The following is a 23,334-nucleotide window of genomic DNA, read 5'->3' as shown; positions in this document are numbered from 1 at the left end:
ATAAGGGGGAACCATAAAAATGAGTAGTGAGTTGTTAGATGCCCTGACTGTTCTTGAGAAAGAGAAGGGTATTAGTAAAGAAATTATAATTGAAGCGATAGAAGCTGCACTCATTTCTGCATATAAGCGTAATTTTAATCAAGCACAAAATGTTCGTGTTGATTTAAACCGCGAAACGGGAACGATTCGTGTGTTCGCAAGAAAAGATGTTGTAGATGAAGTGTATGATTCTCGCCTTGAAATCTCTGTAGATGATGCAGCCAATATTAACCCGAATTACATGGTGGGTGACGTCGTTGAGATTGAAGTCACACCAAAAGACTTCGGACGCATTGCAGCTCAGACAGCGAAACAAGTTGTGACGCAGCGAGTGAGAGAAGCAGAGCGTGGTGTGATCTACACTGAGTTTATCGACCGCGAGGAAGACATTATGACGGGAATCGTTCAGCGAATTGACAGTAAATTCATTTACGTGTCACTTGGCAAAATCGAAGCCCTTCTTCCTGTCAATGAACAAATGCCAAATGAAGAATACAAACCTCATGACCGCATTAAAGTGTTCATTACAAAAGTAGAAAAAACAACAAAAGGGCCACAAATTTATGTGTCTAGAACACATCCAGGTCTTTTAAAGCGTTTATTTGAAATTGAAGTACCAGAAATTTATGATGGTACTGTAGAGCTTAAATCGGTTGCTAGAGAAGCTGGAGACCGTTCTAAAATATCTGTTCGTACAGATGATCCTGATGTTGATCCAGTTGGCTCCTGTGTTGGACCAAAAGGTCAGCGTGTACAAGCAATTGTCAATGAGCTAAAAGGCGAAAAAATTGACATTGTCCATTGGTCTAATGACCCGGTTGAATTTGTTGCCAATGCGCTGAGTCCATCAAAAGTACTTGATGTCATTGTGAATGAAGAAGACAAGGCGACAACAGTCATTGTCCCTGATTATCAGCTGTCATTAGCGATTGGTAAAAGAGGTCAAAATGCTCGTCTTGCAGCGAAGCTGACCAGCTGGAAAATTGACATTAAAAGCGAAACAGATGCAAGGGAACTCGGTATTTTCCCAAGAACTGAAGACTCTGAATCTCTTTTCTTAGAGGCTGAACCAGTTGCTGAGGAATCTGACGAATAAGAGGTGATATAAAAGGTGAAAAGCCGAAAAAAAATCCCGCTTAGAAAATGCGTCGTGACGGGAGAAATGAAACCAAAGAAAGAACTGATCCGTGTTGTTCGTTCGAAAGAAGGAGAAGTGTCTGTTGACGCTACCGGAAAAATGAACGGACGCGGGGCTTACCTTTCTCTCGATAAAGAAACCATTCTTGCGGCAAAGAACAAACGCAGTTTACAGCAGCAATTTCAGACACAGATTGACGAACACATATTTGAAGAATTACTAGAACTAGCTGAAAAGGTGAAAAAACCTAATGAATGAATCTGAATGGTATCCTTTGCTTGGTCTAGCAAATCGAGCTCGTAAAGTCGTGTCAGGAGAAGATCTGGTGATCAAAGAAATTAGACATGCGCGTGCTAAGCTGGTTCTTCTTGCAGCAGATGCCTCACCTAACACAGAAAAAAAGGTATCTGACAAATGCAAATTTTATAATGTTCCGGTTAGAAAAGTTGAAGACCGTTCCGTTCTCGGACGTTCTATTGGGAAAGAAGCTCGCGTAGTTGTCGCTGTCACTGACCAAGGCTTCGCTAAGAAGCTCATAAGCTTGCTCGATTAATTTATTTGGGGGTGAACGAATGGCTAAAGTGAGAGTATATGAATACGCAAAAGCCATAGATGTTTCAAGTAAAGATATTATAGCAGCGCTTAAGGATATGAACGTGGAAGTGAACAACCACATGGCGACGCTTGAAGACGACACTGTGAAAAAGCTAGACGCTATCTATAAAAAAGCCAAAGCAAAAGAGACAACTAACGAGAAACCCGCAGAACAAAAAAAACAATCATCTAACAAAAACAATGATAGAAAGAAGAATGACGTGCAGAATAATCAATTTAATAAAAACAAAAAAAACAACAACCAAAATAAAAACAAAAATAAACGTGGTGGAAATAACAAACCGCAGCATCAGCAAGCTAGACCTGTGAAGCCTAAAAAAGAGCTTCCTGAAAAAATTGAATTTACAAATTCAATGACTGTCGGCCAGCTGGCTGATGAGCTTGGAAAAGAAACAGCTGAAATCATCAAAAAGCTGATGATGCTTGGTGTTATGGCAACGATCAACCAAGAACTTGACAAAGATACAGTTGAATTAATCGCTTCTGAATATGGTGTTCCAGTAGAGGAAGTCATTATTTTAGAAGAAACTGAACTTGAAAAGTATGAAGTTGAAGATAAAGAAGAAGATATGCAAGTACGCCCTCCAGTTGTAACGATCATGGGACACGTTGACCACGGGAAAACAACTCTTCTTGACAGCATTCGTAAGACAAAAGTCGTCGAAGGCGAAGCAGGTGGAATCACGCAGCATATCGGTGCATACCAAATCGAAGAAAATGGCAAAAAAATTACGTTCCTTGATACACCTGGACACGCAGCATTCACAACGATGCGTGCACGTGGTGCCGAAGTAACGGATACGACAATTCTGGTTGTTGCAGCAGATGATGGTGTTATGCCTCAGACAATTGAAGCGATTAACCATGCGAAAGCGGCAGAAGTGCCAATCATTGTCGCTGTCAATAAAATTGACAAACCAACAGCAAACCCTGACCGCGTGATGCAGGAATTAACTGAGCATGGTCTTGTACCAGAAGCTTGGGGCGGGGAAACGATCTTCGTGCCACTATCTGCAAAAACAGGTGAAGGCATTGACGAATTGATCGAAATGATCCTTCTTGTCAGCGAAGTAGCAGAATTGAAAGCCAACCCAAATCGTGCGGCAAAAGGGACTGTTATCGAGGCTGAGCTTGATAAAGGAAGAGGTTCTGTTGCAACCCTTCTGGTTCAAACAGGTACACTTCATGTAGGTGACCCAATCGTCGTCGGAAATACATTTGGCCGTGTACGTGCAATGGTCAATGATATCGGCCGCCGCGTGAAAACAGCAGGACCATCTACACCTGTTGAAATCACTGGTTTAAACGATGTACCAAATGCAGGGGATCAGTTCCTCGTATTCAAAGATGAAAAAACAGCTCGTCAAGTTGGTGAGGCGCGTGCTTCTAAGCAGCTGGACGAACAGCGTTCAGACAAAGCAAAATTATCTCTAGACGACCTATTTGAGCAAATCAAACAAGGTGACGTAAAAGATATCAACTTGATCGTGAAAGCAGACGTACAAGGCTCTGCTGAAGCATTAACGGCAGCTCTTCAAAAAATTGAAGTCGAAGGCGTAAAAGTGAAAATCATCCATACGGGTGTTGGAGCGATTACGGAATCAGATATCATTTTAGCAAGTGCTTCTAATGCCATCGTGATTGGCTTTAACGTACGTCCTGATGGAAATGCGAAGAGCACAGCTGAGACTGAAAACGTTGATATCCGCTTGCACCGCATTATCTATAAAGTCATCGATGAAATTGAAGCTGCGATGAAAGGAATGCTTGACCCTGAATATGAAGAAAAAGTCATCGGTCAAGTTGAAGTTCGTCAAACGTTCAAAGTATCTAAAATCGGTACAATTGCTGGCGGCTATGTAACTGAAGGAACGATTACAAGAGATAGCGGAATCCGCTTAATCCGTGACGGCGTCGTTATTTTCGAAGGCGAAGTTGACGTGTTAAAACGATTTAAAGATGATGTGAAAGAAGTTTCACAAGGCTATGAATGTGGTATTACCATTAAGAAATACAATGATATCCGTGAAGGTGATGTTATGGAATCATTCGTTATGCAAGAAATCGAAAGAAAATGATCGGTTATACCGAATGTGAGTGTATGATCTATGATGCATCCTCACTGAAGGAAAAACGTGCGGTTCTTCAGCGTATATTGACTAGAACGCGTCATAAATTCAATGTAACCATTGCTGAAATGGATTACCAGGATACATGGCAGCGTACATCAATTGGAATCGCCGTGATTTCCTCATCTCGGGTTCAAGTGGAAAAGGAGCTTCAGCGTGTATTAAGCTTTATCGATTCTTTTCCTGAAATTGAACGAACGATCACGAAAACTGAGTGGTTTTAATTAGAGGTGATAAGATCATGAGTATGAGAGCAACCCGTGTGGGTGAGCAAATGAAAAAAGAATTGGGCGACATCCTAGGCAGAAAGCTAAAAGATCCAAGAATCGGCTTTTTGACTGTAACTGATGTCGAAGTATCCGGTGATTTGCAAATTGCCAAAGTCTACATTTCTGTTCTTGGCGACGAGAAGAAAAGAGAGGAAACCTTAAAAGGCCTTGCAAAGGCTAAAGGGTACATCCGCTCTGAAATTGGCAATCGAATCAGACTTCGCAAAACACCAGAACTTCATTTTGAATTCGACGAATCCGTAGATTACGGAAACCGAATTGAAAGCCTGATTGCTGAATTAAACACAAAAGATCACGAATAAGACGTTGAAATAAGGATAGGCGATGATCGTCTGTCCTTTTTCATCGTTTATGAAAGGAGAGAACGCAGATGATAAATGGTGTTCTTTTATTACATAAAGAAAGAGGCATGACCTCCCACGACTGTGTGTTTAAGGTAAGAAAAATTTTGCTCACAAAAAAAGTCGGACATACAGGCACCCTCGACCCAGAGGTTTCAGGTGTTCTGCCTATTTGTATCGGAAGAGCAACGAAGATTGTAGAATACTTAACAGATAAATCGAAAACGTATGATGCAGAAATCACGATTGGCTTTTCTACGACAACAGAAGACCAAACAGGTGAGATCGTAGAAGAAAAAAAAGTGGAAAAACCGATCTCAGAAAGAGACATTGATGCGGCGCTGAAGCAGTTTGAAGGAACCATTGAACAAATTCCTCCCATGTTTTCTGCTGTGAAAATTGGCGGGAAAAAGCTCTATGAATATGCTAGAGAAGGCATTGAAATTGAGCGGCCGGCCCGTAAAATTACTATTCATCGTATCGAGCGGACTACACCTGTCACATATGAGGATGGCAGCGTGTCATTTAGATTCACCGTACTATGCTCAAAGGGAACATATGTGAGAACATTAGCGGTTGATATCGGGAAGAAACTAGGGTTTCCAGCCCACATGTCACACCTCATTCGCACAGGGTCTGGTGATTTTACACTTGATGAATGTATCACGCTGGACGAGCTGCGAGAGATAAGCGAGGAAGGAACTGTAGATGAGCACCTTGTCCCGATCGAGCGTGCGCTCAATCATTTGCCGAAATGGGAGATAAATGATACATTAGCAAGTAAAGTGGAAAACGGTGCAGTCCTGCCAATGCCTAATGAATTTGCTCATTTCGCAGAGGAGGATCGTGTCGCTGTTTTTGCTCCTTCAGGTCGTTGTCTGGCGATATATATGAAGCACCCGACCAAACCGAACCTGATGAAGCCGGCGAAGATCTTATCTCAGGACAAGCAATCTTAAAGAAAAGGTGACATCTCGTGAAGACTATACATATTTCACACCCACAAACATTGAATCAAAAGGATCAAGTCCCGTCTGTCATGGCTTTAGGGTACTTTGACGGTGTTCACCTCGGGCATCAAAAAGTCATTGACGAAGCAAGAAGCATTGCGAAAAAAGAAGGATTGGCCTTAGCGGTCATGACCTTTCATCCGCATCCTTCACATGTTTTGCAAAAGGCACGGGAACCAAAAGACTTAATTACACCGCTTGAGGATAAAATTGATTTCATCGAACAGCTGGGCGCTGACTATTTATACATCGTACAATTCAGCGAGAGCTTTGCAGCTCTATCTCCTCAAGAGTTTGTGGATCAATATTTGGATGAATTGAATGTGAAGCACGCAGTAGCGGGATTTGATTTTACGTTTGGGCGTTTTGGTGCAGGCACAATGGAAACGTTTGATGAATATGGAAAAGGCCGTATCACGGCAACCATCGTCCCTAAGCTGTCCAATCAAGACCGAAAAGTCAGCTCCACTCTCATCCGTTCCGCATTAAAAAATGGGGATGTTGAATATGTGAGCGAGCTTCTAGGAAAACCTTATCAGCTTCGCGGCATTGTCATCCATGGAGACAAACGCGGACGGACGATCGGGTTTCCGACAGCTAATGTCGGCTTATCTGCTGAATACATTATTCCGCCAACAGGGGTATATGCTGTAAGAGCAGAAGTGAAAGGCAAAGTATATGACGGCGTTTGTAATGTTGGGTATAAACCAACATTTTATGAAAAACGTCCTGATCAGCCTGCCATTGAAGTAAACCTCTTTGATTTCAACGAAGAAATATATGGCCAGCCGATTAAATTACAATGGTTCAAGCGCATTCGCAGTGAACGTAAATTTAACGGAATTCAGGAGCTGACGGCTCAAATTAGTCAAGATAAAGAAGAAGCGATTCAGTTTTTTCAACATCAACACAAGCAAACAAAAAAAATATAGAAAAACTGCTCTACCATTTGCAAATTTAGCATATTTTTAGTATGATAATTCCTGTAGCTTTAAAACCACTTACTTGGCAGGCCGACTTCACCGACGGTTGCGAGGTAGATGGGGCTAACATGATTTGGAGGTGAAACAGGATGGCAATTACTCAAGAGCGTAAAACGCAATTAATTAATGAGTTCAAAACACACGAATCTGATACTGGATCTCCAGAAGTTCAGATCGCTGTCCTAACAGAATCAATTAACAACTTGAACGAGCATTTACGTACTCATAAGAAAGATCACCACTCACGTCGCGGTCTTTTGAAAATGGTAGGTAGACGTCGTAATCTTCTTACGTATCTACGTAATAAAGACGTAACTCGTTACCGTGAGTTAATTAACAAACTAGGCTTACGTCGATAATCGTAAAAAGCGGGAGGATTCCCGCTTTTTTATCGTATAATCACTAATATTTTATGGTTAAAATGTTGAAAGAATGGCAAAAACCCTTCTACATACAGCTTTCACATTGATATGTGAAAATCATTTTGTTCATAATAAGAACTAACTAAAACTTTACGATAAGAGAGGAGTTTATCTCAGAATGGGACAAGAGAAACATGTCTTCACCATAGACTGGGCTGGACGTCAACTGACAGTTGAAACTGGCCAGCTTGCAAAGCAAGCAAACGGAGCGGTCCTCGTACGCTACGGAGATACGGCTGTGCTTAGCTCAGCAACAGCTTCTAAAGAACCAAAACCACTTGATTTCTTCCCGCTCACTGTGAACTACGAAGAAAGACTATACGCAGTAGGTAAAATTCCTGGCGGCTTCATTAAAAGAGAAGGCCGTCCAAGTGAAAAGGCGATCCTTGCAAGCCGTTTAATTGACAGACCAATTCGTCCGCTGTTTGCAGATGGATTTAGAAACGAAGTACAAGTTATTAGTATCGTCATGAGTGTGGATCAAGATTGCTCATCTGAAATGGCTGCAATGTTTGGCTCATCTTTAGCTTTATGTGTGTCTGACATTCCATTTGAGGGACCAATCGCCGGCGTTACAGTAGGACGAGTGGATGGAAAGCTCATCATTAACCCAAATGTGGAGCAGCTTGAACAAAGCGACATCAATCTTGTGGTTGCTGGAACAAAAGATGCGATCAACATGGTAGAAGCTGGTGCTGATGAAGTACCGGAAGAAACAATGCTTGAAGCGATCATGTACGGTCACCAAGAAATCAAACGCTTAATCGAATTCCAAGAAGAAATTGTGAAGGCAGTCGGTAAAGAAAAAATCGATATTCCTTTATATGAAGTAGATCAAACGTTAGCAGACGAAGTAAAAGCCCTTGCTGAAGCAGACCTGCTGAAAGCGATTCAAGTACATGAGAAGCATGCGCGTGAGGATGCAATTAGTGCTGTGAAAAAAGCTGTAGTTGAGAAGTTTGAAGCAGAAGAAAGAGACGAAGCAACGATTAAACAAGCGAAAGATGTATTAAACAAGCTTGTCAAAAACGAAGTTCGCCGTCTGATCACTGAAGAGAAAGTACGTCCAGATGGACGCGGTGTAGATCAAATCCGTCCACTTTCTTCAGAAGTAGGACTCCTGCCAAGAACGCACGGTTCAGGCTTATTTACAAGAGGACAAACACAGGCGCTCAGTATTTGTACATTAGGTGCACTTGGCGATGTGCAAATTCTTGATGGTCTAGGTGTTGAAGAATCAAAACGCTTCATGCACCATTACAACTTCCCGCAGTTCAGTGTTGGTGAGACAGGCCCAATGCGTGGTCCAGGCCGCCGTGAGATCGGACATGGCGCACTAGGTGAACGTGCACTAGAACCAGTGATTCCATCCGAAAAAGATTTCCCTTATACGGTTCGCCTTGTTTCAGAGGTATTAGAATCAAACGGGTCTACATCACAAGCAAGTATTTGCGCAAGCACACTTGCGATGATGGATGCGGGTGTTCCAATTAAAGCACCAGTTGCAGGGATTGCAATGGGACTTGTGAAATCAGGGGAATACTACACAGTGCTGACAGACATTCAAGGAATGGAAGATGCACTTGGAGATATGGACTTTAAAGTTGCAGGTACTTCAAAAGGTGTCACAGCACTTCAAATGGACATCAAAATTGATGGTCTATCAAAAGACATCTTAGAAGAGGCTCTTCAACAAGCGAAAAAAGGAAGAATGGAAATCCTAGACAGCATGTTGTCAACGATTCCTGCTTCTAGAGGAGAATTGTCTCGTTATGCACCAAAAATCTTAACGATGACAATCAATCCGGATAAAATTCGCGATGTCATTGGACCAAGTGGTAAACAAATCAATAAAATCATTGAAGATACCGGTGTGAAAATCGATATTGAACAAGATGGTACAATCTTTATTTCTTCTACAGAAGAAGATATGAACCAAAAAGCGAAGAAAATCATTGAAGATCTTGTGAGAGAAGTTGAAGTAGGACAGCTTTACCTAGGTAAAGTCAAACGCATTGAAAAATTCGGTGCCTTCCTTGAAATCTTCAGTGGAAAAGATGGACTTGTTCATATTTCTGAGCTTGCGCTTGAGCGTGTGGGCAAAGTAGAAGATGTTGTGAAACTTGGCGATGAATTACTTGTCAAAGTCACTGAAATCGATAAACAAGGCCGTGTGAACCTTTCTCGGAAAGCTGTTTTACGTGAAGAAAAGGAAAAAGAAGAAAAGCAGTCTTAATGAGATCAAATAAAATGTGTTAGAAGCCAGGTATCCGTGCCAGGCTTCTTTCTTTTCTTGCGCTAACAATAGTTCTAGCTTGTTTCTCCCCATCATAATTTGTGGTAAAGGGGAGGGACAACCATTGAAAAAAACGTTACCATTCATTGTGTTTGTATTTTTACTGCTCGTGTCATATCAAACGATGAAGCAGCCGGCTGCTGTTACATATATTGAATCAATGAAAGAGCATGCCGAGGTAGCATCTGTTTCAAAAGATATTTTATATCAGGAGATTGAATCGAAGTCTTCTGACTATGAAGTAAAGGCGCAAAATGCTAAGATTGATAAAGTGTGGAAAAAGATACCTGGCTTAAATGGACAGACAGTTGATATCGATGCTTCTTATGAAAAAATGAAGAAACAGGGGTCATTCGATGAAAAGCTGCTTGTTTTGAATGAAACCAAACCATCTATTCATTTACATGAACTTGGTGCTGAGCCCATTTATAAAGGCCATCCAGATAAAAAAATGAATGCATTCCTCATCAACGTAGCTTGGGGTGACGAGCATTTAATCAACATGTTAAAGACGCTGGAAAAGCATCAAGTCAAGGCGACCTTTTTCTTAGAAGGCAAATGGGTGAAAAAAAGCACAGAACTTGCTAAAAAAATCGTGGCAGATGGTCATGAAATTGGAAATCATTCATACAATCACCCAGATATGCGCACACTGACAAGAGAACGAGCATTAGAGCAGATAACGAAAACAAATCGCCAAATTGAAGAATCCCTTGGGAAGAAACCAAAATGGTTTGCGCCTCCAAGCGGCAGCTTTAAAGAAGAAACAGTTAAGCTTGCCAAACAAGAAGGCATGGAAACCATTATGTGGACAGTAGACACCATCGACTGGCAAAAACCATCACCGGCTATTTTACAAAAGCGGGTGCTTGGGAAAATTCACAATGGGGCGATGATATTAATGCATCCAACAGATGCAACGGCGAAAAGTCTTGACGCACTTATCACTCAAATCAAGGAAAGAGGATATGAATTAGGGACGGTTTCTGACCTCCTAAGTGAAAAAAGACATCCGTGATGCGATCTGTTTGTTGAATAGGAGGAGCAAAACTTGGTCAAAACGTATACTTGCCAAAACGGAGTAAGAATTGTACTCGAAAACAATCCCACTGTAAGGTCTGTCGCAATTGGCGTCTGGATTGGAACAGGCTCTAGACATGAGACACCTGAAATTAATGGGATCTCACACTTTTTAGAGCATATGTTCTTTAAAGGGACAAAGACAAGATCTGCACGTGATATCGCAGAATCCTTTGACCGCATTGGTGGTCAAGTGAATGCCTTTACATCAAAAGAATATACTTGCTACTATGCAAAGGTGCTTGATTCACATGCTGGCTACGCCCTCGATGTATTAAGCGACATGTTCTTTCACTCTGCTTTTGATGAAGAAGAGCTGAAAAAAGAAAAAAATGTGGTGTATGAAGAAATTAAAATGTATGAGGATACACCTGATGACATCGTTCATGATTTATTAAGCAAAGCCATTTATGGTGAACATTCATTAGGATATCCGATTTTAGGAACAGAGGAAACACTTTCTACCTTTAACGGAGACTCACTTAGAAAATATATGGATGAATTCTACACGCCGGACCGCGTTGTGATCTCTGTTGCAGGGAACGTAGATGAGACCTTTATTCGTGAGGTTGAAAAGCTATTCGGCTCTTATGAAGGAAAAGGGAAAAAGCAGCCTGTAGAAGCCCCAGCATTTCATTATGACAAGCTCACACGCAAAAAGGAAACGGAACAAGCGCACCTATGTCTGGGTTTTAATGGCCTTCCAGCGGGAGATAAAGGCATCTATGACTTAATCGTCTTAAATAATGTTCTTGGCGGAAGCATGAGCAGCCGGTTATTCCAAGATGTAAGAGAGGACAAAGGACTTGCTTATTCCGTCTTTAGCTATCACAGTTCATTTGCAGATAATGGAATGCTGACGATTTATGGCGGAACTGGAGCGAAGCAGTTAAACCTGCTCTCTGAGACCATCTTACAAACATTAGACGTCTTAAAGCGTGAGGGAATCACACAGAAAGAATTAGAGAACTCTAAAGAGCAAATGAAAGGCAACCTTATGCTGAGCCTTGAAAGCACAAACAGCAAAATGAGCCGAAACGGTAAAAACGAACTGCTCCTTGGCAAACATCGGACACTCGATGAAATTATTGACGAAATCAACAGCGTCACATTAGACGGCGTGAATAACTTATCTAAACGCATCTTTACAGAAGATTATGCGCTCTCGCTTATTAGTCCGACGGGTGATGTACCTTCTGCTTAAACAAAAAAGGCATGTCTTTTAAAGAGATGCCTTTTTTTCATGCAAAAAAGATTAATCAGCTAACTTATTTTGCAGCTGATGAACAATTTTATTGATTGTCGAAAAGTGCTCTGTCAGTAATTCCTCATCTGCAAATTGAATATCAAAAACCTCTTCTAATTCCAATATGAGTGAAACTGCTTTAATCGAATCGAGACCGTGATTTGTTAATTCTTCATCTGCACCAATAGAAACCTTGCTGCTATCATCCAAAGAACGCAGAACCAAATCTTTTACTTGACTTGAAAGTGAAAGGACATCCTTCGTTTCTTTCATCTGCAACGCTCCCTTTTACAAATTTTCTATCATTTACATAAATTAACTATATTAGAATGGAAAAACATTGTAAAGCAGTTTCGACATAAATAGGAATTGTTAATCATTCTATTCAAATGAAATATTTGGTAGAGTGAGAAGAAAAGAGACTGGAAGGATGAATGAATCCATGAATAAAACAGACCTTTTGCAGCACATTCCTTTATTAAAAGAAGCGGTCAGCATAGACCAGATTGATAAAGGGTATTCACGAGATGAAAAATGGGTCATGACTACCGTATCAGGTGAAAAATATGTCCTTCGATTCACAGAACAAGACCAGTATGACAAAATAAAGACGCAGTTTGAGCTGCTATCCGAATTAAGACGTCATGGTGTTCAGTGTGCTGATCCAGTGGACATCGGTGTTCTAGAAGCAAAACAGCAAGTGTACTATATTTTATCGTTTATAGAAGGCCAGGAAGCAAAAGAAATCATGGGTCAGTTAACTGAAGAAAAGCAGTATGCTCTCGGGGTAAGTGCAGGTCAGGATTTGCGAAATATGCATAAATATCCGGCACCTTCACACATCGAACCTTGGGAAGATCGTGTCATTAAAAAGCATCATCGATATTTAACTGCTTACCGGGAAAGCGGCATCTCCCTTGAAGGGGATGAAAAAGTGGCTCAGTTTATAGCCAAGCACATAGATATTGTGAAAGGCAGACCTAATCAATTTCAGCACGATGATTTTCATTTAGGGAACATTATAGTAAACGATAATAAATATGCAGGTGTCATTGATTTTAACAATTTTGATTGGGGAGATCCCATTCACGATTTTTATAAAGTAGCTCTTTTCAGCAGAGAAACAAGTGAAGCCTTTTCGGCAGGTCAAATTAATGGATATTTTGATGGGAACATCCCAGATAATTTTTGGCTGCTTTACTCTGTTTATGTCGCAATGAGTATCTTCTCATCGATTATGTGGGTCATTAAATTCGATCCGGGTCAAATGGATGAGATGATTGAAAGACTAGAAAATGTGCTAAAAGATCATCATTATTTTGATCAAATAGAGCCTCAGTGGTATGCGCGTATCACTAGATAACAGTGAAATATAGGACGATTAGGCGGTGATGGAAGTCACTGTCTTTTTTGTTATAATGATACAAATTACACATTGTCATGACTAAAAACATTTTATATAATCCAAACAAGGATCGAAAAAGATGTAAAAAAATTCCGTTTTTTGTTGAAAAAGAGCAAAAGGCTGGTGGTGGATTGAAACAAATCGACAAGGGTTCAAAGCAGTTATGGCGTGTATATTTATGGACACTTTCATTCTTAAAGCCTTATACAGGTAAAGTGATTCTAGTTATTATGAGTGGTTTCGTTATTACCTTGAGCGAGCTCATAATACCTAAATTTATTCAATATTTTATTGAGACCATTTTGCCAGCAAAAGACTTTTCAAAAATGAATGGTTTATTGTTAGGACTGACTGGCTTAATTGTACTTGGTATTATACTGACAGCCGCACGAAATTTATGGCAAAGAAAATTAATTGAACAAGCCTCAAGAGATTCACAATTTGCTGCCTTCCAGCAAATCCGTCAACTTGGTTTCTCATACTACGAACAACATTCTGTTAGTGAAACACTCTCCTTTGTTAACACACAGACACGAGCTGTACAAGAAATTTACAGACGATACTTCCCACAATTTATCAATCAGATATTATTTATCGCCATCTCACTTTTCTTTATGATAAACATTTCTATTTTTCTCACACTCATCATCATTCCAAGTTTTATTCTCTACTATGTCTTTGGACCATGGCTTGAAAAAAAGGCAACTATCTACGGTAGACAAAGTGCAGAAGGTTTTCGCACGCTGCAAACAAAATTATACGAAAGTCTTGCTTCGATGGAAGAGCTTAGAATTTTAGGCTATATGAAATGGGATATGGAACGAATTCAACGACTGCATGAAAAAGTGCGCCAAAATCATGAGAAAAATGTGTTTTTCGCCTATTTACGAGGAAGCAACCGCAGGCTGACTTATTATATTGGTGCTCTTGCCACTTTTGGTATTGGTATCCACCTTGTAAAGACTGGACAGCTGACGACAGGTGGTTTTGTGGCATATATCCTATATTATTTTTCAGCGATGCATATGCTTACTTCCATTGTCACACTTTTAACAGAACAACGGATATTAACCTTTCAAATTGAACCTTTATATCATTTTATGAAAAAAACACCTGATATTAGAGAGCCTCAGCAGCCGGTGCACCTTGATCATGTAGAAGGCGATATCGAGTTTCATGACGTCAGTTTTCATTATCCAAATCATCCTCCTTTATTAAAAGGGATGAATCTACATATTCGGAAGGGTGAAAAAGTAGCGCTTGTCGGTACGAGCGGCGGAGGGAAAACATCACTTCTTAAGCTAATTGGACGCTTTTATGATCCCTCAGCCGGGATGATTACACTGAATGGAGTAGATTTGCGCCATTTACCTACTAGTCAAATAAGAGGTGCGATGGGATTTGTTTTTCAAGAAACGTTCTTATTCAATATGAGTGTAAAGGACAATATTCGTTTTGGAGATACAAGTCTTTCAGATCAACAGATCATTGAAGCCGCAAAAAAAGCAGACTGTGATTCATTTATAAGAGAATTAGAAAATGGATACGACACCATACTCGGGGAAAGGGGATTAAAACTTTCCGGCGGGCAAAAACAAAAAATAGCGATTGCCAGGCTATTTGCTAAAAATCCAAGTGTTGTATTACTCGACGAAGCCACAGCATCTCTTGACAATGTCAGTGAGCAAAAAGTCCAGCAGGCATTACACCAAACATTTAAGGATTCTACTGTCATTGCAGTTGCACACCGTTTATCAACAGTCAGACATTTTGACAGAATTATTTTTATAAAAGATGGTCGTGTGTTAGAGACTGGATCTTTTTATGAATTGATGAGGAAAAAAGGGCATTTTTACCAATTAGCGTCTGACCGATCAGAAAAGGAGGCAGGTGTAACATGAGAAAAAATTGGCTGTTTCTTTTAATCACAAGGCAAAAATGGATGCTCCTCCTTGCTCTTTTACTCGTTTTGATTGAAGCAGCAGCTAATTTAGCCATGATAGGACTGCAAAAGTGGCTCATTGATGATGTTCTTTTGCATAGTGGTATCAGTCCACATTTTTCCCAGATCTTGATGCTGTTTGCCATTATATTTCTTGTGTATGTTGTGATGTTTGTGGCAAGCCCGTATGTGATGCATAAAAACTATCTGACCATCCACCATTCATTGCAGAAAATGATGCTAGATCAGCTTCAGCAAGTATCCATGAGATCATATAAAACTCACCCAGTTAGTTTTTATTTACACAAGCTTAATCAAGATGTAAAGACAGTTGCTGTCACGGCTGCTTTACATATACCGAAAATTGTCCAAACGATTTTTATGGCCGTTGTTTTATCTATCGTTTTACTATCTGTGAGTTATGTCTTATTTTTCTTGCTTCTCTTTGCAAGCACTTGTTATTTCATTATCGGTAAAAAAATGGCGAAAACGGCAACAAACATAGCAAAAGATGTGCAGGAGAGAAAATCAGACCTATTCGTGCATGTAGAAGAAGGAATTTCCTCTACAAGGGAAGTTGTCGCATTTGATCGACGTAAGTGGGAAATTGGTTTGTATGAAAAGCTGTTTAACAAAATGATGGATCGTGTCATGAAGGAAGGAAAGTTTCAAAATAAGCTTCTTTTTTTAACAGAACCATTGAAATGGTTTGGGATACTATCAGTGCTAGTGTTTGGCATATATCAAGTAGCAGCAGGAAACATGTCCATCGGTTTATTTGTCGTCATTTACCAATATGCATCTCAATTAATGAAGAGTTATCAAGAGTTATTCCAGTATGTATTTGAATTTTTCCAACAGCGTGCATCTGTTCATCGAATCGCAGAAGTGCTGCAAATGGAAAACGAAGAAAAAGGAACAAAACAAATAGATGCTGTAGAAGACGTGGTGTTTGAAGATGTTTGCTTTTCTTATGAACAAACCTCTAAAGGCGCTTTAGACGGCTTGAAGCTTCATATTCCAAAGGGAAAGAAAGTGGCGATTGTTGGAGCGAGCGGAAGCGGGAAATCGACAATCTCAAAGCTCACACTTGGACTTTACCAGCCAGATAGCGGGGGAATTTTAGTGAATGGGATTGATCTATCAGAGATAAATCCATCTCATTTATTAAGGCGAATAGCCGTTGTTCCGCAAGAACCTTATTTTTTCCCAGACACTATACGCCTGAATTTAATCATGGGATTAAATGATGTGACCGAAGAACAACTTGAACAGGCGTGTGAAGTTGCACAAATTCTTTCCTTCATCAAAGGGCTTGAAAAAGGTTTTGACACAGTCATTGGAGAGAGGGGAATTTCCCTATCAGGAGGACAAAGACAGCGTTTAGCAATCGCCAGAGCGCTTTTAAAACAGGCTGATTTACTTATATTAGATGAGGCGACCTCCGCGCTTGATCGGCAGACTGAAAGGAAAGTTCAAAAAGGGATAGATGATGCCAAAGGGGGCGGCACCTTGCTTGTGATAGCGCACAGATTATCAACCATACAAAATGCAGATATGATCTATGTACTTGAAGGTGGTGCTGTTCAAAGCTGCGGTACTCATGAGGAGCTGATGGAAGCCTCCTCGCATTACCGCTCTTTATTTATGGCCCAGGTGATTACAGCGTCTTAGTCAGTTTGTTTTTAACCAAAGTAAAGAGTCGATCTAAGGTGCGGAAGTGGTCGGGATGTAATTCTTCATCTTCAAAAGCAATATGAAAGGTGTCCTCTAATGAAATAACAAAAGAGACGATTTGGACAGAATTTAATCCTAAAGCTTTTAAACTATCATCCCGGCTTGGCTGCTCATTGAGAGACAACTTATTCATGACAAGCTGGACAATTTTTTCTTCAACTTCAGTTAGTTTCAGTTCATTCATGTCGCGGCTCCTTTCTAAGAGATTGATATATGTTACATTTTGGTTGATGAAGGAAAAAAATGCAATTGTTTTTATAAATCTATCATAAGGGGTGGCATTCATTGTCATATGTAAGCTATCAAAAAAATGATGTTCTTGTCGTATTAGGTGCAGATGAATCAATTCAGAATTTAGTCATAAGTAAAGTACATCCCTATATTGATTGCAGCAAATTAACAGAAAGACATGAAGGAGACGTTTGGACAATTTTAACCAGTGAATATGCACAAGAAATTCAAAAAGAAATACCGCTTGAAGAAGTCTTTTACCAAACGAAGATGGAACCCCGCTGCCGCTACCTGTATCACGGAGAGAAAAAAGTCATTGTGATAGATGAACCAAAAGATGTCAGATGGGCAGCCCAGCATGCTCTACGGTTAATTAGAGTTTTGCTCCGCCTTTTGTGTTATCAGGATGGACTCATCTATTTGCATGGGGGCATGATGGAGATGAACCAAAAGGGAATTGCCCTAGTAGGCGGATCAAGGGCAGGGAAAACGTCCACCATCTTATCCTTATTATCATTAACCGATGCCCGGTATATCACAAACGATGATATAGGTGTTTCATATACGAACACCGAGTACACGGGAACTGGCTGGCCTAGATCTATGAGCATTCGGAAAGATTCGTTTGAAGCCATTGAAAAGCTTGGTACCCCATACAGACTCCAAACATCAAGTCACCCTTTTAACGAGGATGATAAAAGCTATCATTTTGTATATCCAGAGGAGCTAGAAAAATGGTTTGCACGTGAAGTCAAAACAATGGGAAAAATCGATGTGATTGTGTTTCCTGAATTTTTACCTCACGGGCAAACTGGTGCAGAACTATCGAAAATGACATCGCATGAAGCAGCGGAACGTCTGAACGAGCATGCAGTCATTAATCCTGGAAGACATAATGAATTCTTATTACCGTTTTTCACATTGCCGACACCCGAAGAGCTAGAACCATTTCTTAACGCACTAGCGGAAAAGGTGCCTTGTTATTCATTAAAGCAGGCATTTACTTCTTTAGAGAAAGGTACTGTCCTCATTCAAGAGCTTCTTGAACAATCCGACATTGTCGTGTAAGACTTTTTGGAGGTGAGTCATGGTTGAGCAGGAATATAAATATTTGTTGTCACAAACAGATTTTCAGCACATATACGACATGTTCATTCAAAGTTATAGCCCTACTTATATACTTAATTTCAATTACTATTACGACACCCCAGATTTTCTATTAAAACGATTTGGTTATACCGTACGTATCCGTCAAATCAGCGGGAAACTAACACTTGAAATCAAACGCCCCAGTCAAACATCTGGCTATAAAAGAGTAAGAGAAGAAACGTCATTACCTATTGAGGAGTTACCGCGAAAACTAGATATACAAGACATCATGACGTCTTTACCGATTACAGGTACTCAACAGCCAGAAATGTTAGGGCTATTGGTCACTGAGCGAACAACCTTTCACATTGAGGAAGGCATCAAAGTGGATTTGGATCAAAGCAGCTATCTTGGCATCACAGATTATGAACTGGAAATTGAATATGACAGTGAAAAAGCATATGAGGCAGATCAATTGTTTCATACACTAACTGATGATTTGGACATGCCAGTCAATCGAAAAGGAAAGCGCTCTCGATTTATCACTAGATTTCAATCGTTTTACGGGAAGGAGTAGTCAAACATGCGAGCTGTTTTGGATCAATCCACTCTCTCAAATGAGCAGAGACTGTTATTACTTAGCTCACGTATTCAATTAAATGAACAAGAAGAAGAGTCTATTAGAGCTCTATTGAAAGATGGCATTGATATGCCTAAATTAATTGGACTGGCATCAAGACATAAGGTGCTTCAGCTGATGACACCTCATTTAATTCGCCTTGATGATGAAAAGAGCATTACGACAACATACAAATTTTTGCTTCACTATCACTATATAGGGAATCGTCAAAAAAATGTGGAGAGATTCAAAGAATTCAAGCGTCTGTTACAAACATTCCGAAATGCAAAGCTGAAAGCGGTCCCCCTTAAAGGCGCCATTTTAACCCCGCTTGTGTACAAAGATTATGGACTGCGAATGATGTCAGACCTTGATTTCTTAATTCATCCAGATGACCGGAAAAGTGCCTCATCATTGCTCAAGAAAGAAGGGTTTATCATCGGGAAATATGACTGGGCTGCCGATCAGGAAATACCGATTGAAAGAGAAGAAGAAATGATGTGGAGAATGAATGCCGGGAATCTTTATTCACATATTAAACGGAGCGGAGAAGATTTTTTGAAGGTACACCGAGTCGATTTCTCTTATGATGTTGAGCTGAAAAAAAACTACGAAGCAACAAATGCCTTGCTGGATGCTGCTGAAGAAAAGCACTTTTTTCAAACAGATGTCCATTTGCTCCAGCCATTAGATTTTCTTATCCATCTTGCTTTCCATCTATATAAGGAGGCAACAAATGTACAGTATGTCTACTTACATGCAGATCTTAATTTGATCAAGTTTTGTGATGTAAGGGAGTACGTCATGTTTGTTGAAGAGCAAAATCAGCTTGATTGGCATGCTTTGCAAGTAAGAGCGAAGGAATTAGGGGCCGAGAAAGCACTTTTTTACACGTTTACGTTTTTAGATTTATTGTATCAAACGAACTATATCGATCAATTGAAGCAGCTAGACATGAGTGACCACTCCTTCTTAGAAGCTTATGGAGAGAATGATTTCGGTTCTTTGAAAATATGGAAAAAATCTTTTATTGAGCGTTTTTTCAGCTTAGATAATCGCGATGAACTTGAAGAGGAACCAGCCATACAGCTATTTCCTGAAAGGCAATAGCAAATTGAAGAGGAGGATTCTATATGGATATAAAAGCGTTTTTTGAAAAGCCTAAGAACGATTTTCCTTTTGAAAAGTCATTTGTGTTTGCAGGTATTCATTTTCATATTCTATCAATGGAATTGCAGGCGATTGAAGATATTGAACATTATATCCCAAAAGAATTGGATCGCCGCGAGGGGGATATCCCTTCACAGATTGAGATACGGTTTATCATTGATCCGGAGCTTGAACAGTCTGTTCGCAGTGCTTGCTTTCAAAAGGGCGAAACCATTATTGCAAAAAGGAAGTTTACTTACAAACGATTAAAATTAGACGATCAAGTATTATTTGCCTCACATGAAGGTGACGAGCCGCACAGTGTGGCGGTCAATAAGGGGCGTTATGCTGTGATTGGAAAAAACAATAATGAATCTGCAATACGCTGTCCACTGCGAATCGTCCGAGAAATTGCCCTTAGAACACTAGAAAACCAAGGTGGATGCTTTACACATGCAGCAGCTGTTTCTTTTGAAGATGGCCAAAAAGGAGCGCTCATTATCGGCGATAAAGGTGCCGGGAAGTCAACCACTATGTGGCAGTTTTTGCATCACGGAGGAGCAGATTTTATCACAAACGATCGTTCCATTTCAGTGCTTGAAGATCAGGAACTGACTGTGTATGGATGGCCGATGTGCTTGGCGCTTGGAGTCGGAACCGTCCAAGCCACAACAAATATACAGGAACTGAAAAACAAAAAATTCAGCCGGTCTCAAGATGAAAGAATATGGGATGAAGCCATATCAACAGAAGAAGAGGCAAAAGAAAAATGGGCGAGCGGCTGTAAATTTGAAATTACACCGAAAGAAGCTGCTGAAATGACAGGAACAACGATTCGGAGCTCTACGAAAGTAGATATGGTGATTTTCCCTTCACTTAAAATAGGTTCGGGTGAGATTAGGCTTGTGCCGGTAAAAAAAGATGATCAAAGAGCAAAAGAAATCATGACAGCAAATATAAGAGAACCAGAAGATCCCGACTATTTAAAAGGCTGGCTCGGACTTCGACATGTGTCAGATACCTTTCTGAGGCAAAAGGCATCTGAGCTTATCCATCACTTGTTTAACATGCCATGCTTTTATTTAGAGGGTGATCCGCGTTACCTGCAGGATGCAATTCCAGATCTGTTAAACAAAAAAGTCAGTTCGATTTAAAGAGACGATTGTCTAAACATTCGTTTGAGCCGGTCTTCACGTTTTTTCATTTGCTCGTGATCTGCTGGCAGCAAAATTTGAAAGAGCATTTCGGCAATTGGCCGTGCAAGCCTTTCGTCAGAGTTCATGAGAATGCAAACTCCTAATTTTTTCTTTGGAATGAATCCAATATAGGAGGTGAACCCTTTAATTTCTCCGCTATGTTCAGCTAAGGTGAAACCGTTAAAAGGTCTCAAAAACCATGAAAGACCAGCACCTCTGCTGAAATCTTCTTCAACCATAACGGGGCTTTGCATTTCTTTTAGCGAATGCTGATGAAGCAGGCTGTTTTCACCGTATTGAGCTTGAATGAATTGAATCAGATCATCTGCTGTGGAGATTAGTCCGCTTGAACCGTCCTCCCAAGATGGTGTTTCAGCACTTGGATAGGTTACGTCAGACAGCCCTGAGGAAGAAACTGTATATCCTTTGGCTGTGGATGCTGCTTCAATAAATCCAGTTTGCTTCAAATCGAGCGGTTTTAGTATGTGGGTATGCACTAATTCTCTATATGGCATAAGACTCACCTTTTCTAGCACTTTACTTAATATAGAGTAGCCAAGACTGGAATAATTGATGATAGACCAAGGCGGTGTGAGAATAGTGAGTATTTCAATACACTGAGCTAGAGTCATCTCTCGTAAATGAACGGCTTTGTCGAGTGCTTTGGGCAGGCCAGAGATATGAGAGCCAATCATTCGGAAAGTGAGTGGAATTGGTTCAGGCAAGTGACTTTTTATGGAAGAAAGCAATGGTTCGTAAGTATGAATGGTTTCATCGAGTTGAATGAATCCTTCCTCTCGCAATTTCATCATCACCATTGCAGTAAAAGGCTTAGTCACAGAACCAATTCGAAAGGTTGTGTCTTTTGTAACAGGGGTGCTGTTTTCAATATCAGCGAGGCCCTCATACCACGACCAAATGTGCTCATCTTCATGAGAAATACAGATGGAACAGCCGGGAATTTGATGTTGTTCCAATAATTTCTTAATGTCGGTGGTTGTATCTTGCAGACGCTGCAGGATCGATTCATTGATCAAAATAGACACCTCTTTCATACAGAATATATATATATTACCAAATGTTTCATGTTGTTTTAAGATGAACGATCAATATTTTTATATTTTAAAAGAGAGCGGGCGATAGAAAATGAAAACAATTCAAAAAACCATTCTTGATATTTTAAAAGGTGATGGACAAGATATAGAACAAATTCCATATGAGCTTGTGGAACGTAAAGGTGTAGGACATCCAGATACGATGTGTGACGCCATAGCAGAAAGAGCTTCTCAATACTATTCTCAATATTGCATGGAGCATTTCGGCAGGGTGGCACACCACTGGTTTGACAAAGTCATGCTTCTTGGCGGAGATGCGGATGTCACGTATGGGAAAGGGACAATGGTCAAACCGTATCAAGTTGTGTTTGCTGGAAAAGGGGCATACGCATACGGGGATGAGCCCATTCCTCTTAAAAAGATTCTTTTCGATGCGGCAAAGGATGTGTTATCAGAGGTGACAACAGGATTTGACCCTGAAGAACATCTTGTCATCGACTGCCGAATCGTTGATCATCAGGGGGCAGGCCGCAAAAATTCACGATATCGTCCGATGGTTGAAACGGACATGATTGAAATCGGTGATCCAAAGCTTGTGTCAAACGACTGTAACTTACTGCATGCACATGCCCCATTAAGCCGTCTTGAGAAACTGGTTCTTTATACAGAGCGTTATGTGAATGGCCCAGAATTTAAAAAGGTCAATCCAGATACCGGCTGGGATGTAAAAATATTTGGAAGCAGACGTCATGAAGATTTTAAACTTATTGTGAACATGCCATTTCTAGCTAAAGATATTCATAGTCTTGAGGAGTATTTTGCCCGCAAAAAAGAATGCCAAGATCAAATCGCTCGCTATATTCATGAAACGTTAGGCCTCACGCCTGATCTCATGCTGAACGCAACAGATCGCAATGGCCGTCCGTACTTAACAGCGCTAGGTTCTGTAGCAGATACCGGCGATGTAGGAGTTGTTGGAAGAGGAAATAGATTAAATGGACTGATCACCCCAATGCGGTCTATGAGTATTGAAGCGCCAGCTGGGAAAAACCCGCTAGATCATACAGGGAAATTATATGGGGTGCTCGCACAAAGGCTGGCAGATCAAATTTTTGAAACGATTCAAAAGCCAACAGAAGTGCATATCTTTACTTCAAAAGAGGCACCGCTCCACAACCCTGATGAAATTGCCGTCCGTATTCAGCAGTGGGATGGAAATGAAGTTGATAGAAAAAGAATTGAAGACCTTGTCATGAATGCGGTTCATTCCATGGGCGATGTGACAACAGATTTAATTTTTAAAGGCGTGACAATGTGGTAAA

General features: G+C 40.5%; 23 protein-coding genes. 20 read left to right on the top strand and 3 right to left on the bottom strand.

Features of this window, described 5'->3' with window-relative positions:
• Positions 1–19: 19 nt before the first annotated feature.
• The 12 genes from nusA (at position 20) to AMR95_RS04155 (ending at position 11,547) form a co-directional block, all read left to right on the top strand.
• The gene (gene nusA / locus AMR95_RS04210) at positions 20–1,135 is read left to right on the top strand and encodes a transcription termination factor NusA (RefSeq protein ID WP_024424140.1); all 1,116 of its coding nucleotides are present in this window, start codon (positions 20–22) and stop codon (positions 1,133–1,135) included.
• A gap of 15 nt (positions 1,136–1,150) precedes the next feature.
• Positions 1,151–1,435: an RNase P modulator RnpM gene (gene rnpM / locus AMR95_RS04205; RefSeq protein ID WP_024424139.1), complete on the top strand. Its 285-nt coding sequence runs from the start codon at positions 1,151–1,153 to the stop codon at positions 1,433–1,435.
• Complete coding sequence (locus AMR95_RS04200) at positions 1,428–1,730, top strand: YlxQ family RNA-binding protein (protein ID WP_039178647.1); 303 nt, start codon at positions 1,428–1,430, stop codon at positions 1,728–1,730. The genes rnpM and AMR95_RS04200 overlap by 8 nt, the downstream gene beginning before the upstream one ends.
• Before the next feature lie 19 nt (positions 1,731–1,749).
• Positions 1,750–3,870, top strand: coding sequence for a translation initiation factor IF-2 (gene infB, locus AMR95_RS04195; RefSeq protein ID WP_041084836.1), 2,121 nt, complete (start codon positions 1,750–1,752; stop codon positions 3,868–3,870).
• Positions 3,867–4,145, top strand: a complete 279-nt coding sequence (locus AMR95_RS04190; RefSeq protein WP_024424137.1) for a DUF503 domain-containing protein — start codon at positions 3,867–3,869, stop codon at positions 4,143–4,145. Before infB ends, AMR95_RS04190 begins: the two co-directional genes overlap by 4 nt.
• Before the next feature lie 17 nt (positions 4,146–4,162).
• Positions 4,163–4,513 carry a 30S ribosome-binding factor RbfA gene (gene rbfA, locus AMR95_RS04185; RefSeq protein WP_007499525.1) on the top strand — a complete coding sequence of 117 codons (351 nt, stop codon included), beginning with the start codon at positions 4,163–4,165 and terminating at the stop codon, positions 4,511–4,513.
• Between the two features lie 68 nt (positions 4,514–4,581).
• A complete protein-coding gene (gene truB, locus AMR95_RS04180) occupies positions 4,582–5,511 on the top strand; it encodes a tRNA pseudouridine(55) synthase TruB (protein WP_058837690.1) in 930 nt (309 codons plus the stop codon).
• Between the two features lie 17 nt (positions 5,512–5,528).
• Positions 5,529–6,494: a bifunctional riboflavin kinase/FAD synthetase gene (gene ribF / locus AMR95_RS04175; protein ID WP_058837689.1), complete on the top strand. Its 966-nt coding sequence runs from the start codon at positions 5,529–5,531 to the stop codon at positions 6,492–6,494.
• A 140-nt stretch (positions 6,495–6,634) separates the two neighbouring features.
• On the top strand, positions 6,635–6,904 hold the full coding sequence (rpsO, locus tag AMR95_RS04170; RefSeq protein ID WP_008354438.1) for a 30S ribosomal protein S15: 270 nt from the start codon (positions 6,635–6,637) through the stop codon (positions 6,902–6,904).
• 181 nt (positions 6,905–7,085) lie between these two features.
• Positions 7,086–9,203 carry a polyribonucleotide nucleotidyltransferase gene (gene pnp, locus AMR95_RS04165; protein ID WP_024424134.1) on the top strand — a complete coding sequence of 706 codons (2,118 nt, stop codon included), beginning with the start codon at positions 7,086–7,088 and terminating at the stop codon, positions 9,201–9,203.
• Positions 9,204–9,327: 124 nt separating this feature from the next.
• Entirely contained in the window at positions 9,328–10,281 is a 954-nt protein-coding gene (locus AMR95_RS04160; protein WP_039178663.1) for a polysaccharide deacetylase family protein, read from the top strand.
• 33 nt (positions 10,282–10,314) lie between these two features.
• Complete coding sequence (locus AMR95_RS04155; RefSeq protein WP_041084832.1) at positions 10,315–11,547, top strand: M16 family metallopeptidase; 1,233 nt, start codon at positions 10,315–10,317, stop codon at positions 11,545–11,547.
• Between the two features lie 51 nt (positions 11,548–11,598).
• Here AMR95_RS04155 and AMR95_RS04150 read toward each other — a convergent pair whose 3' ends face one another.
• Complete coding sequence (locus AMR95_RS04150; protein ID WP_058837688.1) at positions 11,599–11,862, bottom strand: acyl carrier protein; 264 nt, start codon at positions 11,860–11,862, stop codon at positions 11,599–11,601.
• Positions 11,863–12,031: 169 nt separating this feature from the next.
• Between AMR95_RS04150 and AMR95_RS04145 the strand changes: the two genes are divergently transcribed.
• The 3 genes from AMR95_RS04145 to AMR95_RS04135 all read left to right on the top strand — a co-directional run bounded on the left by AMR95_RS04145 (position 12,032) and on the right by AMR95_RS04135 (position 16,610).
• A complete protein-coding gene (locus AMR95_RS04145) occupies positions 12,032–12,952 on the top strand; it encodes an aminoglycoside phosphotransferase family protein (protein ID WP_231746864.1) in 921 nt (306 codons plus the stop codon).
• A 173-nt stretch (positions 12,953–13,125) separates the two neighbouring features.
• Entirely contained in the window at positions 13,126–14,895 is a 1,770-nt protein-coding gene (locus tag AMR95_RS04140) for an ABC transporter ATP-binding protein (protein WP_197412118.1), read from the top strand.
• Positions 14,892–16,610 carry an ABC transporter ATP-binding protein gene (locus AMR95_RS04135; RefSeq protein ID WP_058837685.1) on the top strand — a complete coding sequence of 573 codons (1,719 nt, stop codon included), beginning with the start codon at positions 14,892–14,894 and terminating at the stop codon, positions 16,608–16,610. Before AMR95_RS04140 ends, AMR95_RS04135 begins: the two co-directional genes overlap by 4 nt.
• Here the strand turns inward: AMR95_RS04135 and AMR95_RS04130 are convergent.
• On the bottom strand, positions 16,597–16,857 hold the full coding sequence (locus AMR95_RS04130) for an acyl carrier protein (RefSeq protein ID WP_041084830.1): 261 nt from the start codon (positions 16,855–16,857) through the stop codon (positions 16,597–16,599). The two genes, AMR95_RS04135 and AMR95_RS04130, sit on opposite strands and share 14 nt — an antisense overlap.
• A gap of 101 nt (positions 16,858–16,958) precedes the next feature.
• On the opposite strand from AMR95_RS04130, the gene AMR95_RS04125 reads away from it, so the two are divergent.
• From AMR95_RS04125 to AMR95_RS04110, 4 genes are read left to right on the top strand one after another with little or no spacing between them, the layout of a single operon-like run.
• Positions 16,959–17,972: a hypothetical protein gene (locus tag AMR95_RS04125; protein ID WP_058837684.1), complete on the top strand. Its 1,014-nt coding sequence runs from the start codon at positions 16,959–16,961 to the stop codon at positions 17,970–17,972.
• 19 nt (positions 17,973–17,991) lie between these two features.
• Positions 17,992–18,570, top strand: coding sequence for a CYTH domain-containing protein (locus tag AMR95_RS04120; protein WP_058837683.1), 579 nt, complete (start codon positions 17,992–17,994; stop codon positions 18,568–18,570).
• Between the two features lie 6 nt (positions 18,571–18,576).
• Positions 18,577–19,722: a nucleotidyltransferase family protein gene (locus AMR95_RS04115; RefSeq protein ID WP_058837682.1), complete on the top strand. Its 1,146-nt coding sequence runs from the start codon at positions 18,577–18,579 to the stop codon at positions 19,720–19,722.
• Positions 19,723–19,745: 23 nt separating this feature from the next.
• Positions 19,746–20,915 (top strand): hypothetical protein, encoded by a 1,170-nt coding sequence (locus tag AMR95_RS04110; protein WP_058837681.1) that lies wholly within the window; start codon positions 19,746–19,748, stop codon positions 20,913–20,915.
• Here AMR95_RS04110 and AMR95_RS04105 read toward each other — a convergent pair.
• On the bottom strand, positions 20,912–21,994 hold the full coding sequence (locus tag AMR95_RS04105; RefSeq protein ID WP_058837680.1) for a serine hydrolase domain-containing protein: 1,083 nt from the start codon (positions 21,992–21,994) through the stop codon (positions 20,912–20,914). The genes AMR95_RS04110 and AMR95_RS04105 overlap by 4 nt on opposite strands.
• Positions 21,995–22,103: 109 nt before the next feature.
• Here AMR95_RS04105 and AMR95_RS04100 point away from each other — a divergent pair, with 109 nt between their 5' ends.
• Positions 22,104–23,333 (top strand): methionine adenosyltransferase, encoded by a 1,230-nt coding sequence (locus AMR95_RS04100; protein ID WP_052468186.1) that lies wholly within the window; start codon positions 22,104–22,106, stop codon positions 23,331–23,333.
• The last annotated feature ends 1 nt before the right edge of the window (position 23,334 follow it).

The sequence above is a fragment of the Bacillus sp. G1(2015b) genome (genome assembly GCF_001482475.1).
Taxonomy (GTDB): domain Bacteria; phylum Bacillota; class Bacilli; order Bacillales; family Bacillaceae; genus Bacillus; species Bacillus safensis.
The sequence above is the reverse complement of the archived record's forward strand: the minus strand, read 5'-3'. Positions and strand labels throughout refer to the sequence as shown.

Excerpts from the sequence above, each read along its gene's own strand:
- AMR95_RS04110 (WP_058837681.1), top strand. The coding sequence starts at position 19,746 with ATGGATATAAAAGCGTTTTTTGAAAAGCCTAAGAACGATTTTCCTTTT.
- pnp (WP_024424134.1), top strand. The coding sequence starts at position 7,086 with ATGGGACAAGAGAAACATGTCTTCACCATAGACTGGGCTGGACGTCAA.
- infB (WP_041084836.1), top strand. The coding sequence starts at position 1,750 with ATGGCTAAAGTGAGAGTATATGAATACGCAAAAGCCATAGATGTTTCA.
- AMR95_RS04135 (WP_058837685.1), top strand. The coding sequence starts at position 14,892 with ATGAGAAAAAATTGGCTGTTTCTTTTAATCACAAGGCAAAAATGGATG.
- truB (WP_058837690.1), top strand. The coding sequence starts at position 4,582 with ATGATAAATGGTGTTCTTTTATTACATAAAGAAAGAGGCATGACCTCC.
- AMR95_RS04200 (WP_039178647.1), top strand. The coding sequence starts at position 1,428 with ATGAATGAATCTGAATGGTATCCTTTGCTTGGTCTAGCAAATCGAGCT.
- AMR95_RS04100 (WP_052468186.1), top strand. The coding sequence starts at position 22,104 with ATGAAAACAATTCAAAAAACCATTCTTGATATTTTAAAAGGTGATGGA.
- rbfA (WP_007499525.1), top strand. The coding sequence starts at position 4,163 with ATGAGTATGAGAGCAACCCGTGTGGGTGAGCAAATGAAAAAAGAATTG.
- nusA (WP_024424140.1), top strand. The coding sequence starts at position 20 with ATGAGTAGTGAGTTGTTAGATGCCCTGACTGTTCTTGAGAAAGAGAAG.
- AMR95_RS04150 (WP_058837688.1), bottom strand. The coding sequence starts at position 11,862 with ATGAAAGAAACGAAGGATGTCCTTTCACTTTCAAGTCAAGTAAAAGAT.
- AMR95_RS04130 (WP_041084830.1), bottom strand. The coding sequence starts at position 16,857 with ATGAATGAACTGAAACTAACTGAAGTTGAAGAAAAAATTGTCCAGCTT.
- AMR95_RS04115 (WP_058837682.1), top strand. The coding sequence starts at position 18,577 with ATGCGAGCTGTTTTGGATCAATCCACTCTCTCAAATGAGCAGAGACTG.
- AMR95_RS04120 (WP_058837683.1), top strand. The coding sequence starts at position 17,992 with ATGGTTGAGCAGGAATATAAATATTTGTTGTCACAAACAGATTTTCAG.
- AMR95_RS04190 (WP_024424137.1), top strand. The coding sequence starts at position 3,867 with ATGATCGGTTATACCGAATGTGAGTGTATGATCTATGATGCATCCTCA.
- AMR95_RS04145 (WP_231746864.1), top strand. The coding sequence starts at position 12,032 with ATGAATAAAACAGACCTTTTGCAGCACATTCCTTTATTAAAAGAAGCG.
- rpsO (WP_008354438.1), top strand. The coding sequence starts at position 6,635 with ATGGCAATTACTCAAGAGCGTAAAACGCAATTAATTAATGAGTTCAAA.